Origin of the sequence: Acanthopleuribacter pedis (assembly GCF_017377855.1) — a bacterium.
Lineage (GTDB): Bacteria > Acidobacteriota > Holophagae > Acanthopleuribacterales > Acanthopleuribacteraceae > Acanthopleuribacter > Acanthopleuribacter pedis.
In genome coordinates this window covers 117,926-132,988 of the sequence record NZ_JAFREP010000015.1, presented here as the reverse complement: position 1 = coordinate 132,988, position 15,063 = coordinate 117,926, and the positions used below count along the sequence as shown (strand labels likewise).

Sequence of the window (15,063 nt, the reverse complement as noted above, 5' to 3'; positions counted from 1 at the left end):
GTGGGCTGACCGAATCGCCGGTAATCGTTCCGTGTCACTAAAAACAAAACATGCGAACCCATACCATAACGCAAATCGCTGTGATAATTCGACGAGAAAAAAGGCCCGCGGCGGTCAGTGAAGGTGGCGTTGTAGGTAGGTGGTCAATTGTTCGTGTTTGATAAGCGGAATGCTAAAACCCTGGTGCAAATCGAGGTCGCGAAGTTGCGGGGGGAGTTGGTCGCCGACGACCAAGATTTCTTTTTCTTCGTTAATCATGCGTCTCACGAGTGCTTGGATGGCGGGGGTGAGTTCCCAGTTGCCATAGCCTGAAATGATCAGAAGGTCGGGGAGGGTCCAGTTGGGCGGAAACTCGTTGGCTACAAGACGTAATCCTGACGAGGTTTCTATGGGGCCAGGCAGGGGTGTGATGATTTTAGGGAAGGCGAGATTCGGGCTGTTTGACTGCCAAAAGTTTGCTACGGTAAGGAAAAGCGCGGTCGAATCCCGCGGGCCCATCAGCACCGTAATTTGAGGGGGTTCCTCAGCCGTTTCAGGCGCCCTAGTAATTGAATTCTGAGAGGTTGAGGAAAACGCAATAAGTGCTAAGATAGCTGAAATCGGAAGATGACAAGCTTGGAAAAACATACCCGGTACCTGTAAGGTGGTTACGATCGCATGCAGCATACTCAAGATCTGGACTCTATCATAGATGCCCTGCGCGAAGGTCTCCAAACCAAAATCGGCAAAGGGTTTCGTGTTGAAACTATTCTCGCGGTCGACCACGTGGCAACCGAGGTGCGTCTCCACGACGATTTGACCGGAAGTCAGGTCAGTGCCCGAATTTACCCCGTGGAACCGGCGCAGTTTGATGAGGTCGAGCAGCTTTGGAAAAGCGATGCCATCGCCACCGCGACCGCGCAGGCGACCCATCCCAGCTTGGCCAAATGTCAAGGGTTGCGGGTATTCGGCAACACCATCGGGGTCGTTTCCGATTACCGGCCCAACGTGGATTTGGGGCGTTTTCTCAAACATCTCGGTATTGCCCAGGAAGAGTTTGCCTGTCGCCTGATGCTGCAGTTGACCCGTGCCTTTGTCACCCTTGAAGGGTTCGGCCTGGGCCACGATCAACTTACACCCGCGGATGTTTTAATGCATTCCGACGGTTCCATTCTTGTCAAAAATTACGGGTTGCATGCCTTCGAGCACAGCGTGGCCACCCTGTGCGGGGTGGATGCTTTGTACTCGCCCGAGTACCGCGCCCCGGAACAGATGGATCGGCTCGCCGGCGGACCGGCCGGCGCGATGTACCAGCTCGGTTTGATTTTTTACCAAATGGTCACCGGTCGACCGCCCTTCGTCGGCGGTGCCGACGCCGTGCGTCAAGCGCATCGCGGCACCCCGCCCCAGGATCCGCGTCAATGGAACACCGGACTTAGCGAAGGTTTGGTACGCATTATTCTGCGCCTGCTCGCCAAAAATCCCGAGGATCGTTTTTCGACCTTTACCGAGTTGCAACGCGGCTTGATCGCCTTGTTACCCATGGGTGAAGGTCTGGCGATGATGAAAGAGGCCGGTGGCCCGCTGCGTCAGTTGGGTGACAAAGAATTGGCTCGGGTCGAGGCGCAGTTACAAGCCGCCCGCGAGGCGGCCGCCGGCAACGATTTTGATACCGGTCTGCAAATGGTCGATTCCGCCTTCCGCATGTTCGGATACCAGGACACGACCTACGCCGCCTATGAGGAAATTTGGTCGGCCCGTCACGAGATTTTGGTGCGTGAACTGCTGAATACCGCCCAGCGGCAAATGAGTAAGCGGCGGCCGGAGGAAGCGCTTAAAACCCTGAACAAGGTCATCAGCGTCCAGCCCCGTCACCAGAAGGCCCATGAAATGATGCGCAACATCTTTTTGTGGCTTGGTGCCGAGGCGCCCGTCTTTTTGGGCGGCTTGGATGCCGCCGCGGTGACCGCCGCCGGGGAACAAGCACCCGCCGGCTCGCTCCAGGCGTTTGCCCATTTCGGCCGCGTTCTGGTGAGTGACGAAGCCGCGACCGGGCTTGACGCCGCCGCGTTTGAACCCTTGAAGCAAACCGCGCTCGACGGTTTGCAAAGAACCGTGGCCGGCTGGGAAGAAGGTCAAGCGGAGGGCGAGGCCGCCGACACCGGTGGGCAGGCATTGTTCGAGGGGGACGACGATCTCTTTGACCAGGCCTTGGACGCCCAATTGGATCAGCGCTTGCGTGATACCGGTGGGCCGACCCGTTTTGACGAGAAATTTGAAGGCAAGGCCGCTTCACCGCCGGCCGATGCGGCGGATCAACCGGCAGCGGCGCCGACCGCACCCGTCGAACCAACGCCGGTGCCTGAACCCGCTGTTCCCGAGGCGGTTGAGGTCGAGCAGCCCGAAAACAGCTATCTTGGTTATGACGACGACGACATCGGTGCGCAAGACCTCGTTTCCGTGCCCACGCCTGAACCCGAGGGTGATCAGGTTCCAGCCACCCCGCCCGAACCGCGCAACCACTTGGGTTTCGACGAAGACGATTACTTGGCCAACCAGCCCGATACCGCCCCGGTTGCACCGCTCGCGCCCGCCGCTGTTGCCAAACAGGCCGACGCCGAGGAAAAACCGGCGCCGATTCAAGATGATGCACCCGGTGAAGATGCGGTACCCGCGGGTTTACCGCCTTTGGTTGCCGAGGACGATGACCTGGATGCGGATCCCTCCGGCTACGACCTGCCCGAACCCGACGACAGCCTTAACGACTCGCTCGGGGATTTCGACGGGCTGGACGATGTGCCCGAGGCGGCGCCGCTCCTCGGTGAGAAACCGCTACCGCCGGTCGATGATTTTGACGCGGATCCGTTCGACGCACCCCGACCCGCCCAAACCATGAAACTCAAAATTGATATGGAAGCCCTGGGCAACGGCGAGCAAGGCTTGGTGGCCGATCAAACCATTGAGGAACTCGAAGATCCGGCGCCGCCACCGCCGGCGGAAACGCCCGCCGCTGCTGAGACAGCGCCGGAAGCAGCGCCGGCGCCGCCCGCGCCCAAGAAAAAATTACCGGTTGCATTGATCGGCGCGGTCGCGGCGGTACTCGCGATGGTGTTGATCGGCGGCGGCCTGTATATGAGCAGCCGCAACGCCCATCTCAAGGCGGCCGAGGAAGCCTACCAACAAGCCAACAACTTGCAGCAGCGTGGTAAATGGACGGAAGCCCTGGCGGCCTGGGAAGCCGCGGCCGAGGCTTACCCCGATTACAAAGACACCCAGTCCCGTCGCGACTCCATCGAAAGTGACATCATCGCACGCGACGAAACGCTTAAAAAATACCTCAGCGCTGCCCGTGACTTTATCGCTACCGGCGACCTCGTCGGCAACATGGGCGACAACGCCACCAGTTACCTCAAAAAGGCCGAGGCCTTGGATCCCGGCAACCCCGACATTCAAGCCGTCTACGATGAAATGACCCGCGGGGAGGTCGCGCAAATTCTTGAGCTGATGGAAGGCAACCAAATCAAAGCCGCCCAGGAACGCTACCAAGATTTAAAAGCCATTGTGCCCAACTTCTCCGATCCCGACATTGAGCAGCGCTTGCAGCTTTGGCTGGAAGAGGATCTGCTCGGACCCGGTTTGAAGCGTTTGGATCAGGCGATTGCCGCTTCGAAGTGGGAAGACGCCATGGAGATTTCCGGCGACCTGGAAGAGGTTGTGCCCGGTTCTCAAAAAATTGCGCAGCGTTGGCAAACCGTGGTGGACGATTACACCCTGAAGGTAGACCAGGCGCGTGAAGCCGGCAATCAAGCCTTGATGTTGCGCCATCTCAATGTTTTGGTCACCATCAGGCCCGAGGATGAAACCCTGGCGGAGACACGCAACCAACTCAGCCGGTCTCTTAACCAGAGCCGGATTGACGATCTCGAGGCGAGCATCAATAAGTTCACCGAACAGAACAAGTTGGCGCAGGCCTGTAAAATCGCCCTGAACCTGCGTAAATTAGATTCGTCCAACGAGGTTGCCCGGCAGGCCGTTGTTTCCTTCCGGCGTGAGAAAGACGACCGCATTAAAGCGTTGAAGCAAGACAACTCCCGTGCCGCCCTCGATGTTTACGAGGAAATTTTGCGGGTGCTCAATTGGCGCAGTTACCGCAACCAACAAAAAGAACTGGAGAAGCGGGTCAAGGCCTTTGATACCCAAGTGGCCGCCCTCAAAAAGTCCAGCGCAGACTATGACAAAATGTTGGCTTCGCTGGACAATACCCTCAACAGTTTCAAGGATTTTGCCAAGGATCGGCACTATGCCACGCTCCGAAACAACCGCGCCAAGTTTGCCCGTGAGAAAGATGCCTTTAATTCGGTGATCGCCTGGGAGAAAGACGCGCGCGGCAAAGCCAGTGTGCCCTACAGCGATATTTTGGATCGTCTGAAAAAAGAATCCTTCCAACTGCCCTACGCGCGTCAGCGCATGCAAACCTTGATCAAGCGTTACGATGAATTGGTGAACAACTACAGCGGCGGCGTTACCATCGTGATTCGCGGTGCCGCTAACTTACCGCGCGAGAAGTCCGGGTTTAACCGCGATCCCGACGGGTTGGTGGAATTGGTCAGCGGTGATACCACCTGCACCACCGAGGCTGAGTCGAACGAGCGCAACCCGGTGTGGGATTTTGTGTGTAACTTCTCCACCACCAGTAACCAAAAAATCGAATTCAATGTTTACGAAAAAAACAGTCGTCGACGCGATTTAATCGGTACCGTTTCCTTGGATCGCCTGCCCAACAGTACCAAGGGTTTGGAGTTGAAACACCCCGACGGTTGGTCACTGACCATCGACATTCGTCGCGAACGCTAACCAAAAAAGCCCGCAAGCTTGTTGAACTTGCGGGCCTTTTCTTTGCGGTTGGGAACGCGAGTTTGATACCGCGTATTGCTTGAGGTTGGGGACGCTAGTTTGATACCGCGTATTGTTTGCCGTCGTGGGTGAATTGGACCTCTGGACCCAGGGCCAGAATCGGGGCCAGTTCGGGGAACGCTTGATAGAGTTTCCACCATGCCTCGCTGTTGTAGGTAATGGGGATGGTCTTCTTTATCTTGGCTTTCCAGAGTGAATCCTGCCAAACCCCGCTTTGTTGGTAGAAGGCCCGGCCTTTTACATATCGCACCGCCGCCGGCCCCGGCGCGCTCGGGCTAGGTTCCCGCGCGGCAGAGGTTTCGTCGGCAGAATCGACATCGACGCGCGGTTTTGCCGCCGGTTGTTCCAATTGCATGCTCTCTTGCAGTTGGCGCATGCGCTGGACCGCGACCACATTGCTCCGTCCCTCGCTTTTGCGCAGGTCGCGCATCGGGCGCGGCGGTTCCGCGGCCGTGGTTTCCAGGCGGGGTTCCGCTTCGTCTTCCACGATCAGGTAGGACGTGAACGGGGTGACGATCCCATAGCGTTTGGCAAGGCGGGTGATCTCCTGTTGGACTTCCGTTTCCGAGTCGCCTTTGCGGTATTCTTCCAAAAGGAAGGCGATGCGGCGTTGTGCCCAGAGCCGCGGCAGAAAATCGTGGTTTGTGTCTTTGCGGAACTGGAGCGGCACCGAGAACCGCCGCGACTTGCCGTTTGACGTGCCCGTGATTTCAAAGCTTGCTTCGCCAAACCCTTTGAAGCGGCCCAACAGGGTGATGGGTTGACCGGCGAATAGATCGCGGATGGTTTTGGGATGAACGGCTTCAAGTTGAATCCCTTTGCATTTAAAACCGATATCACTCAGGATCGGGTACTGAATGTGGCGGTAGAGATCCGAAATTTTGATTTCGAGATCTTCCTCCGGTAAGACGTGGAAACTGGTGGCGTTCGCTTTTTCGGCGATGCGGTCCAACAAGAGGGTGTGGGTTTTGAGGCCGATGCCCAGCACAAACACGCGTTTTCCATTGTCTTCAACCTTGCCGACCAAGGCGTCGGTGTCGCGGGTGCCGATGGTGGGTTTACCGTCCGACAGCAACATCACCATCATGGGTCGGTCGGCCGCCTTGGGCATGGCCGCCACCGCATCCAATGCCTCTTCCAGGTTGGTGCCGCCCAGGGCGCGGATATCGCGCAAAAAAGTCCGTGCTTGTGCTTGGTTGGCGTCCGTGTTGTCACGCCAGGTCGTGCTGAACTGCCGGGTTTCGGTTGCGAAAGTGACCATGGAAAAGCGGTCGTTGTGGCCGAGATTGGCCAGACAAAACGCCAGCGCCCGCTTGGCCTGATTGAGTTTCTCGCCCGCCATGCTGCCCGAGGTATCAATGACGAACAGTATGTCTTTTGCCGGTTGGTTCACCTTGTTTTTGAAGCTCGGGGTGAGGCGCAACATAAAAGTATGCTCATCGCCCTCGCTGTGGGTCAATAGGTCGAGCCCGAGTTCGTTTTTCCGGTGGGCGACATACAGTCGGAAATCGTGGTTCGCCTGAAAGCGCGGTTGGTGGAAATGCAGGGTTCGGTGGTGATCGTTGTGTTTGGTTTCCCGAAAGGTGAAGTTGGGTGCGTACACCGTCTGCAGGGCGCGTTTGCTTTTGATATCGGCCCGGAAGGTGAAATCCATTGGGCGTTCGCTTTTGTTGAGGGCCAGATGGTATTCGTGGAAGGTTCCGGGTTGGGGGAGGGTGTGGCGGTAGGTTAGGGAAACCAGTTTGGTACCGCGCGCTTCAATCGGGAAGATCCGCGCCTTGAGTAAACCCGCGCGTTGGTATTCAAGCAAGGCGGGGTCGATCATTTGGCGGACTATATCGGTATAAATTTTCTTGGCCTTGCCGGCGCCTAACAGCTCGGCCGGCGTCTTGCGGCCGTTGATTTCCATCTCAAAGTCTTGAATCACCGCCGATTGCGGGAGGGGTAAGTAGAAGGTGCCCTCGATGCGATGTGGGTGCTGGTTGTAAAATACCCATTCAATCGTGGTTTGGGCGACCGCGTCGTCGATCTCAAGCACGACCGATTGGGATTGAATCTCAAGCGGGTGACGGTGGATGCCGTTGGTGCGCTGAATGGGTTCGGGCAAGAGCACCTGGCCGAGCAGCAGCGAAGGGGCGCACAACAGAAAAAGAAGGCGTGGTAACAGTCGAGCGGGGAACATCATAAACCTCACTATAGGGAAAAAGGTGACCGGGTGCATCGGGTTTGATCAAGCGAAATGGGAAAAAGTTGCGCTCCCTTTTGGTGCGCGACGGTGCGGTCAGTCGGCGGGGGCCGAGGCGAACGCACCGTTCCAAGTCCTGCCGGCCAGGGTTCGTTGGGCAGCGAAGGGAGCGCAAATCAAATGTGTTCTAAGGCAGTTCTCATGAGCGGGGGCGTTGGAACCCGGCCGACCGGGTTCGCGGGCTTATTTAAATTGATAACCGGCGGCGCGCATTTGGGTTTGGATCATGGTGCGCATCGCCTCGCTCATGGTGCCTTTGTCCTTGTTTTTCTGTTTGGCGAGGAAGGCACGGCGTTCTTTGCTCAGTTCTTTAATTTCCGTCTGGATCTTGCGGCGTTCGGCCAACTTGGCTTCCGCCGCTTGTTTCAGTTCCTCGGCTTTTGCTTCCCGTTCGGCCTCTGGCAGATCGGCAACCTCGGCCGCAACCGCCTCTTCCATGGGGGCCGCGTTGCCGTCGGCCAGTTGGCCGACGAAATCCCAGGCCGCCGATTGGTAAGAGGAGGAAGTTTTGGCGACCGCGCGCTCGACCTTCGCGCTTTGCCCCATACTGCCGGCGGCATCGTCTTGTTTTTCTTGGCGTTCTTTAGCTTTTTTAGCCCGTGCACCGTAGGCCAGGTAGGTTTGGTTCAATGCTTGGTTTAGCTGCAACAGGCGTTGATCCTGAGGGGCCGCTACCTGAACCGCCGCCTTGTTTTGGTCGATCACCGTGTATTGACCCGCGCCGGCTTGTGCGCCCGCCAACCATTGTTGGCTGATCCCGTCCTGGTAACCGCCGCAGAAAATCGTGTTCACGATAATGCCGCGATTTCGCAAGTCATGCATGATGGTTTTATAAGGAACCGAACCTTGTTCGAAGGACTCGTTGCCCGCGATGAAAACTGATCGGTAAACGCCTTGTTGCGCGGACCAATCCAAGCCGGCTGCTTCCTTGAGAACCCAGCCGCAATACTCATCGCCGCCGTTGGTGGTCAGCGCGAACAGTGCCTCGGAGAGGGCGTCAAGGTCTTGGCTGAAGGGAACGACCTGGCGGATGTAGCCACTGGAGCGGCTCAGACGGCTGTTGCCATACTCGTACAGGGCGATTTCAATGTGGGGCACCACGCCGCGTCGTTTGCCCGTGGCAATGGTGTTGACGATATCCCACAAGTGGGTGCGCGCTTGGTTGATCAGGCCGTCCATGCTGGAACTGGTGTCGAGTAAAAAGGCGACCTGTACCTTGGGGCGCGGCTTGGTGGTGGTTTTTTCGGAACCTGTTGCGGCGGAAAGGGGGCCGGCGCTGAACAAAAGCATGGCCGTCAGGATGGCGAAAGCAGAACGGATCTGGGTGTTGGGCTTGGCGATCATGAGAAGCTCCTTGGCGAGTACAGATGGGAATCGAATCGCGGCGCGCCGGCAGCGCCGTTGTCGGATGGGGAAGACCGCGTTCACTGCAAAAGGTTTCACCCCGTTTCAAAAAAAAATTAAAAAAAGCGAAAGAAGTATTTAAGTTGTTTGGTACAAGGTAGATGGATTCTGTGTCTGCGCCTAGTTGCGCGGAAATCGGGTGCTTGGTTTTGTTGGTTGGTGCGGCGGGGTTGGGTCCAAAGGCCGCGTTCAACAAGGCTCGTTTTTGAAAAAAGCGTCCGGGTGATCCCCGCCGCCAACCTTGACCTTGGTTTATGGAGGAATTACGCTAGAATGTTGCCCTCGGAGGTACATCATGCAAAAAGTCGTCCTGATCCCAGGTGATGGAATCGGACCCGAGATCTCAGCCGCCGTGCTCAAAATCCTTGCTGCCGCCGGGGCCCAGATTGACTGGGTAGAGGCAGAAGCGGGCATGGCTGCATATGAAGCTCAAGGGAATCCCCTGCCACAGAACACCTTGGATCTGATTCGTGAGCATAAGGTGGTCCTGAAAGGACCGTTGACCACGCCGGTTGGTTCCGGTTTCCGCTCCATCAATGTTTCCTTGCGCCAAGAGTTCAACTTGTTCAGCAACATTCGTCCCGCGCGCACTTTGCCGGGCAATCACGCCCCGTTCAAAGATGTCGATTTGGTCCTGTTCCGCGAGAATACCCAGGGTCTGTACAGCGGCATCGAGCGTTGGGCGGATGAAGAACAAACGCGTGCAGAAAGCATCGCCTTGATCACCAAAGAAGCCAGTGAAGCGATCATCGGCGCCGCGTTTGATTACGCGCGGAAACACAACCGCAAAAAGGTGACCCTGGTCCACAAAGCCAACATTCTGAAGTTGGGGACCGGTTTGTTCCTGAAATGTGGGAACACCATCGCCAAAGACTATCCCGAAATTGAATTCGAGGATTTGATTGTCGATAACATGGCGATGCAAATGGTGATGAACCCGCAGCGGTTCGACGTTGTGGTGACCACCAACCTTTTCGGTGACATCCTGTCCGATTTGGCTTCCGGCCTTGTCGGTGGTCTCGGTTTGACCGGTTCCGCCAATATCGGTGAAGGTTTTGCCATGTTTGAAGCCGTTCACGGCTCCGCGCCCGATATCGCGGGTCAAAACAAAGCAAACCCGACCGCCCTGTTGTTCTCATCCATGATGATGCTGGACTACTTGGGCCAAAAAGATGTTGCGGACCGTATCGGTGCCGCGATTCTGAAGGTTTTGGCAGAGAAATCGAATTGCACCGCCGACCTGGGTGGCTGCCGTTCGACCAGCGAATACGGCGAAGCGGTGATTGCCGCGTTGTAATCGTTGAAAAACGGGGAACGAACCGTTCACCGGCCGCGGCCGCTTTTCTGAAGCGGTCGCTCGTCCCCCGTAACAGCTCTTCTTATCTTGTCTACCGGTACGATGATGTCCCGTTGATATATTACTGTCGTGGATCGTGTTACCATCGGCTGTTTCCGCGCCCCGTTTCTCCATGGATTTCTTTTGGGCGGCTTGCGTCGGTCTGATCCGACGTCTTATTTTTGATTGCAGGTCGTGAACCAACGACCGACCGACTTTCGGTCGCGGCAAAAACCAAGGGGGGTTGTGTGCTTGCGTCTACGATTAGTGCTTTCCAGACATTTAAACGTTCGGTGGGCCCCAGTTCATCTCACACACATGGGCCGATTGTGATTGGCAACTTATTTCGCCGTTTCTTGGCGCAACAAACGCATTTACATGGGTTTAAACGCCTGCGGGTGTCTCTGTTTTGGAGTTTGGCGCGAACCGGCCGCGGTCACATGACCGACAACGCCATCTTGGCCGGCCTGTCCGGTTTTGATCCCGTCAGCGCCGATTTGGCGGATATCAACGGCACCCTCGCCAGGGTTCTGGCAACCAAACAGCTCGATCTGGGTGTCAAAAGCGTGCCTTTTGATGCCGCCAAGGATATGTTGTGGTCGCCCTACAAGCGGTTACCCGGCCATGAAAATGCGCTCACCATTCAGCTTTTCGACGAGGAGGGGCGCGAAATGGTGAAAAAAACCTATTACTCCGTGGGCGGGGGCATGGTCCGCGAGGCGGATGGTGAGGAATTGGACCAAGCCGGCAGCGAACGCTATCCCTACAAAAAAGCCTCGGAATGGTTGGCCGTCGCCACCCGTGAGGGGGTGCCGCTCTCGGAGATTGTCAAACGCAACAGTGCCACCTTGGAACATCTTACCGTGGAACAAACCGAGGCGCGGATGATGGAAATTTGGCAAACCATGAAACGCAGCGTGGAGCGCGGGCTGGAACCCGCCGAGAAGTTACTGCCGGGCGCTTTGAAGGTGAAACGCCGCGCGCCCCAGTTGTTTGAGGCCGCCAAAAGGCCGAAACGCAAGGGGATCTTTGCCAGCAACGACATCAACCGTTACGCCACGGCTTTTGCCTATGCCGTTTCCGAGGAAAACGCCGCCTCCGGGCGGGTGGTTACCGCGCCCACCAACGGTGGGGCCGGCGTGTTACCCGGTGTTTTGTATGCCTGCATGTTTCTCGACGATTTCAGTGATGAAGAAATTGTTGCCGTGCTGTTCACCGCCGCCGGTATTGGTGGTTTGATCCAGGCCAACGCCTCGATTTCCGGGTCGGAGGTGGGTTGCCAAGGCGAGGTTGGTGCCGCCTGTTCGATGGCCGCCGGCGCCGTGTGCCAGCTTTTCGGCGGCAGTCCCCGGGAAGTTGAATACGCCGCCGAGGTGGCCATGGAACATTCCTTGGGATTGGAATGTACGCCGATGAAGGGTTATGTCCAAATTCCCTGCATCGAGCGCAACGGTATTTTCGCCACCAAAGCTTTGGCCGCCGCCCAACACGCGATCACCCTTAAGGATCACCGCATTAGCTTGGATTTGGTGATCGAGAAAATGTACGAGAACGGCAAGCGCATGCACCCCGACTTTAAAGAAACCAGTCGCGCGGGTTTCGGCACCATCACCCCCGACCTCGACTTTCCCGTGTAACCCAATTCAGCCAACAAAAAAGGGCCGGACGATACTGTGTCGTCCGGCCCTTTTTTTGGTTGTGTTCTGGTTAGCGCGTGAACTTGCGGTACTTGATGCGGTGCGGTTGGTCGGCCTCGGGACCCAATCTACGGCGGCGATCCGCCTCGTAGTCCTGGTAGTTGCCTTCGAACCAAACCACTTCCGAGTTGCCTTCAAACGCCAAGATGTGGGTGGCGATGCGGTCGAGGAACCAGCGATCGTGACTGATCACCACGGCGCAACCGGCGAATTCAACCAGCGCTTCTTCCAGGGCGCGCAGGGTTTCCACGTCGAGGTCGTTGGTGGGTTCGTCAAGCATCAGCAGGTTGCCGCCGGCTTTGACCGTCATGGCAAGGTGGACGCGGTTGCGCTCACCACCGGATAGGACCCCGGTTTTTTTCTGTTGGTCTTGGCCGCGAATGTTGAAGCTGCCGACATAGGCGCGCGAGTTCATGCTGCGTTTACCCAGCTCGATCAGGTCGTGTCCGCCGGACACCGCTTCCCAAACGGTTTTATTGGGTTCGAGCCCGTCGCGGGACTGGTCAACGTAGGCGATTTTGACGGTGGAACCCACGGTGAAGCTACCTTCGTCGGGTTGTTCCTGGCCGGTGATCATGCGGAACAGCGTGGTTTTACCCGCGCCGTTGGGACCGATGACGCCGACAATCCCGCCGGGCGGCAGGCGGAAGCTCAGGTTTTCAAACAACAGTTTGTCGCCGTAGGATTTGGTGATGCCGTTGGCTTCGATCACCTGATCCCCCAGGCGTGGGCCCGGTGGAATGTAGATCTGGCCGACCTTGCGTTCTTCGTTGCTCGATTCGTTGGCCATTTCCTGGTACGAATTGATCCGCGCCTTGCTTTTCTTTTGGCGCGCCTTGGGCGACATGCGAATCCATTCCAGTTCTTGTTCCAACACTTTTTTGCGACTTTCCTCTTGTTTGGCTTCTTGCATCAAACGCTTCTGTTTTTGCTCCAGCCAACTGGAGTAGTTGCCTTCGAAGGGGATACCTTCGCCGCGGTCCAGTTCGAGAATCCAGCCGGCCGCGTTGTCGAGGAAGTAGCGGTCGTGCGTGATGGCCACAACGGTTCCACTGTATTTGTCGAGGTAGCGTTCCAGCCAGCCTACGGTCTCGGCGTCGAGGTGGTTGGTGGGTTCGTCGAGGAGCAACAGATCGGGTTCTTGTAACAACAGACGACACAAGGCGACACGGCGTTTTTCACCACCGGAGAGATGGGTCACTTCCCAATCGCCGGGGGGGCAACGCAAGGCGTCCATGGCCATATCCAATTTGGATTGAATGTCCCACAGGTTGCGGTTGTCGATTTCGTCCTGGAGGCGGCCCTGTTCGGCCAGCAAGCTGTCCATTTCTTCCGGGGTCATTTCCTCGGCGAATTTGGCGTTGATGTCGTCGTAGCGGTTCAGCAATTCCATGGCCTCGGCGACACCTTCTTGGACGTTGCCGAGTACCGTTTTGGTTTTGTCGAGTTCGGGCTCCTGGGAGAGGTAACCGATCTTAATGCCTTCCGCCGGCCAAGCTTCGCCTTGGAACTCGTTGTCGAGACCCGCCATCACTTTGAGCAGGGTTGACTTACCAGAGCCGTTGAGGCCGAGTACGCCGATTTTGGCGCCGGGTAGGAAACTCAGCCAAATGTTTTTAAGGACCTGGTAATTGGGCGGAAATATCTTGGTCAGGCCCTTCATCGTGTAGATGTATTGATATGACATGGTGGAACATCCTCTTTGAGCAATCCCAGGCGGGTTTTCGCGGCCGCGGCTTTGGCGGACGTGTGTTCGTCGCCGGTACGGGCTCGTGGCGAGACGAATCTCGGTTGAAGCAACCGTGCGGGTGACCTGGAATTTTTCGGGAATCGGACCCGTGCATAACCTGGGACGTCACGGCCTGGGCCGGGACGCGGCGACGTTGCTCGGGTGTGCTGTGTGCGCCCATCCTACATCGCCGCGCGGGCGAAGGACAAGCCTCGTCCATGCATTCTTTGTGTCTTTGCCGGATAACCCACCCTGTCTTGCAAAACCGCGGGGTTCGAGGCTTGAACTTAAGCATCGCGATACCGCGCGGTGATTTTAGCTAAACCCCTGGGCTGCAACGGCCTGTGAAAATGCTCACCGCACCCTGAAGGTGCGCGTCGTGCGCGACCCCGGCCTGCTGTTTCCAAGCCGTTTCGCTCTAGATCTTTAGCGAAAATCCCAGGCGCTTTTCGCGCTTCTTTGCTTGAATTCGGGGGTTGAAACTGGTGAGATGAGACCGTTCCCTCGTGTGATTCTTTTCAGCCGGTTCCTCGGATTGAAGGTGGCGTGTGAAATTTTATCGTGGCCTGCCAAGTACCGTCTTTGCACTGGGTTGGATTAGTTTTTTTACCGATCTCTCCAGCGAAATGATCTATCCCTTGCTTCCCCTGTTTATCACCGGCGTGATTGGGGCGGGCACCATTGGCTTGGGGGTGATGGAAGGTTTGGCCGAGGCGACCGCCGCCTTGGTTAAACTGTTTTCCGGGCATCTCACCGACAAAACCGGTAAGCGCAAACCCTTTATTGTGACGGGTTACGGTATCGCCGGCTTGGTACGGCCGTTGATCGGTGTCGCTTTTAGCCTGCCCTTCGTCATTTTGTTGCGTTTTTTGGACCGGGTGGGCAAGGGGATTCGCTCCTCGCCGCGGGACGCGCTGATTGCCGACGTCACCCCGCCCGCTCAACTTGGGGCCGCCTACGGTTTTCACCGCGCCATGGATCACGGGGGTTCCGTGTTGGGGCCGCTGGTTGCGGGCGCGCTGCTGAGTGGTTTTGGCTTTTCCTTGCGGCAGGTGTTTCTGTTTGCCGTTTTGCCCGCCGCCGTGGTGATGGTGATCGCCGTCTTCGGTGTGGCGGAGCGACCCCACGCCAAAATCAAGCAACCACCGCGACTGCGCGGCGCCTGGTCCGGCTTCGCCCCGCGTTTTCGCTGGTTTTTGGCCGCCATGGGGCTCTTTTCGCTGGGCAACGCGAGCGATGCCTTTTTGCTGTTGGCACTTGCCGAGGCGAACGTGCCCGCGGCTTGGATCGCCGTTTTGTGGGCCGCCCACAACGCGCTTAAGATGGTGGTTTCCGCTTGGTCCGGGCGGCTCTCCGACCGCATCGGCCGCTTGCGGCTGATTGTTTGGGGTTGGCTGCTGTTTGGTGCCGTGTACCTTGCCTTCGGTTGGGTCGACGACCTTTTGCCGATGTGTTCCTTATTCATTGGATACGGCGTGGTCTTTGGGTTAACCGAACCCTGCCAAAAAGCCCTGGTTGCCGATTTCTGTGAGCCCCACACCCGCGGTGTGCACTTTGGCTTTTTTAACGCCGTCATCGGATTGGCCGCCCTGCCCGCGAGTTTTCTCTTTGGTTTCCTTTGGTATGCCCTGGGCAAAGAGGTGGCCTTCGGCGTGGGCGCGCTGACCGCTTGGTGCGCCGTTGCACTCTGTCTGTGGCGCTTACCTTTTGACGGCTATAATGAAGCGCTTTCTTAACGCGCGGCGGACCTAGGGGGCAA

8 protein-coding genes are annotated in these 15,063 nt (G+C 57.3%); 4 read left to right on the top strand and 4 right to left on the bottom strand.

Translation table 11 applies throughout. The annotated features are described in order from the left end of the window. Positions 1-114: 114 nt before the first annotated feature. Positions 115-672: a type 1 glutamine amidotransferase family protein gene (locus tag J3U88_RS16310; protein WP_207859989.1), complete on the bottom strand. Its 558-nt coding sequence runs from the start codon at positions 670-672 to the stop codon at positions 115-117. On the opposite strand from J3U88_RS16310, the gene J3U88_RS16305 reads away from it, so the two are divergent. Next, on the top strand, positions 658-4,833 hold the full coding sequence (locus tag J3U88_RS16305) for a protein kinase domain-containing protein (RefSeq protein WP_207859988.1): 4,176 nt from the start codon (positions 658-660) through the stop codon (positions 4,831-4,833). The two genes, J3U88_RS16310 and J3U88_RS16305, sit on opposite strands and share 15 nt — an antisense overlap. A gap of 94 nt (positions 4,834-4,927) precedes the next feature. Here J3U88_RS16305 and J3U88_RS16300 read toward each other — a convergent pair whose 3' ends face one another. Further along, complete coding sequence (locus tag J3U88_RS16300) at positions 4,928-7,078, bottom strand: VIT domain-containing protein (protein ID WP_207859987.1); 2,151 nt, start codon at positions 7,076-7,078, stop codon at positions 4,928-4,930. A gap of 243 nt (positions 7,079-7,321) precedes the next feature. Further along, positions 7,322-8,482, bottom strand: a complete 1,161-nt coding sequence (locus J3U88_RS16295; protein WP_207859986.1) for a vWA domain-containing protein — start codon at positions 8,480-8,482, stop codon at positions 7,322-7,324. Positions 8,483-8,837: 355 nt separating this feature from the next. Between J3U88_RS16295 and J3U88_RS16290 the strand changes: the two genes are divergently transcribed. Both J3U88_RS16290 and J3U88_RS16285 read left to right on the top strand, forming a co-directional pair. Further along, positions 8,838-9,839, top strand: coding sequence for an isocitrate/isopropylmalate dehydrogenase family protein (locus J3U88_RS16290; RefSeq protein ID WP_207859985.1), 1,002 nt, complete (start codon positions 8,838-8,840; stop codon positions 9,837-9,839). Between the two features lie 287 nt (positions 9,840-10,126). After that, complete coding sequence (locus J3U88_RS16285; RefSeq protein WP_207859984.1) at positions 10,127-11,515, top strand: L-serine ammonia-lyase; 1,389 nt, start codon at positions 10,127-10,129, stop codon at positions 11,513-11,515. 70 nt (positions 11,516-11,585) lie between these two features. Here the strand turns inward: J3U88_RS16285 and ettA are convergent, their stop codons facing one another. Next, positions 11,586-13,262 (bottom strand): energy-dependent translational throttle protein EttA, encoded by a 1,677-nt coding sequence (gene ettA / locus J3U88_RS16280; RefSeq protein WP_207859983.1) that lies wholly within the window; start codon positions 13,260-13,262, stop codon positions 11,586-11,588. Between the two features lie 590 nt (positions 13,263-13,852). Between ettA and J3U88_RS16275 the strand changes: the two genes are divergently transcribed. Then, the gene (locus J3U88_RS16275; RefSeq protein ID WP_207859982.1) at positions 13,853-15,040 is read left to right on the top strand and encodes an MFS transporter; all 1,188 of its coding nucleotides are present in this window, start codon (positions 13,853-13,855) and stop codon (positions 15,038-15,040) included. Positions 15,041-15,063 lie beyond the last annotated feature (23 nt).

Bases quoted from the DNA above. Each gene is read 5' to 3' on its own strand.
- J3U88_RS16305 (WP_207859988.1), top strand. From the start codon at position 658: ATGCAGCATACTCAAGATCTGGACTCTATCATAGATGCCCTGCGCGAA.
- J3U88_RS16300 (WP_207859987.1), bottom strand. From the start codon at position 7,078: ATGATGTTCCCCGCTCGACTGTTACCACGCCTTCTTTTTCTGTTGTGC.
- J3U88_RS16295 (WP_207859986.1), bottom strand. From the start codon at position 8,482: ATGATCGCCAAGCCCAACACCCAGATCCGTTCTGCTTTCGCCATCCTG.
- J3U88_RS16290 (WP_207859985.1), top strand. From the start codon at position 8,838: ATGCAAAAAGTCGTCCTGATCCCAGGTGATGGAATCGGACCCGAGATC.
- ettA (WP_207859983.1), bottom strand. From the start codon at position 13,262: ATGTCATATCAATACATCTACACGATGAAGGGCCTGACCAAGATATTT.